The organism is Microcoleus sp. OTE_8_concoct_300 (assembly GCF_031383065.1).
In the GTDB taxonomy this organism is placed as follows: Bacteria; Cyanobacteriota; Cyanobacteriia; order Cyanobacteriales; family Microcoleaceae; genus Microcoleus.
The window spans coordinates 1-1,170 of sequence record NZ_JANMZH010000251.1; the positions used below are offsets into that span (position 1 = coordinate 1).

The window sequence follows — 1,170 nt, forward strand, 5'->3', positions numbered from 1 at the left end:
ACTTGGATCAGCCCGATTTAGCAGCCGTAGCACAGCATATTAGCTTGAGTGAGTATCATTTCCAACGAATGTTTACTCAATGGGCTGGGATTAGCCCGAAGCGATTTTTGCAGTATCTGACGGTTGAATATGCCAAGTCAAAGATTGCTGAAACTAAAAGTCTTCTCGATTTGACATCAGACATCGGGCTATCTAGCCCCGGAAGATTGCATGACTTGTTTGTGAATCTCGAAGCAATGTCTCCTGGTGAATTTAAAACAGGCGGTTCAGGATTGCAAATTGTCTGCGGAATTCACGACACTCCTTTTGGTAAAGCTCTAATTGCGACAACAAGTCGCGGTATTTGCAATCTGCGTTTCTTGGATGGAACCGATGAGCAAACCGCTGCACAAATGCTGCGGAATGTATGGTTGAATGCTGAGGTTATTTGCGATCGCGAAACTACTCAACCTGTGTGCGATACAATTTTTGATAGAGCTACTTTGTCTCGGAAGCCGATCGCACTTTTGGTAAAAGGAACTAATTTTCAGGTTCAAGTCTGGCGGGCACTTTTGAGAATCCCATTTGCGGGAATTACCACCTACCAAACCATTGCAGAAACCATCGGGAATCCTACAGCAGCTAGAGCCGTGGGTAATGCTGTGGGAAATAATCCCATCGCCTATCTCATCCCGTGTCATCGCGTCATCCGCGCATCTGGAGAGTTGGGCGGTTATCGCTGGGGTTTGGAGCGAAAAACGGTTATTTTAAGCTGGGAAGCTAGCCTCGAAATTAGATGATTTGGCTTTTAGATTGGGGTTTTTTAACCGCAGATATGAGCAGATGAACACAGATGAACGCGGATGCAATTTTATCTGCGTTAATCTGCGTGCATCTGCGGTTAAAAAATCCAAATTTCAACCTCGATGCCAGATAGTTGTACCATCCTTTTGATCGATCAGAGTAACACCTTTATCCTTAAGTTCATCACGAATGCGATCGCCCTCAGCAAAATTCTTCGCTTTCCGGGCATCTTTCCGCTGCTGAATCATCGCCTCAATCTCCTCATCAGTTAATCCCCTTATGATTTCACCTTTACCAATACCGGACAATTGGAGATGGACATTGATATTCCCACTTAGCACGAAGAGATTGGGTTTTTTAAATCCTAAAACTTCGGCTAACTTAACA

2 protein-coding genes are annotated in these 1,170 nt (G+C 44.5%); one reads left to right on the forward strand and one right to left on the reverse strand.

Annotated elements, in window-relative coordinates; genetic code table 11:
• Positions 1 to 779 (forward strand): methylated-DNA--[protein]-cysteine S-methyltransferase (locus ACUVJL_RS11905; protein ID WP_445246039.1); only part of this gene is annotated, 779 nt, incomplete at its 5' end.
• Between the two features lie 117 nt (positions 780 to 896).
• On the opposite strand, the gene ACUVJL_RS11910 is transcribed toward ACUVJL_RS11905, so the two are convergent.
• The coding region (locus tag ACUVJL_RS11910) for a CysS/YqeB C-terminal domain-containing protein (RefSeq protein WP_445246040.1) at positions 897 to 1,170 on the reverse strand (274 nt) is incomplete at its 5' end.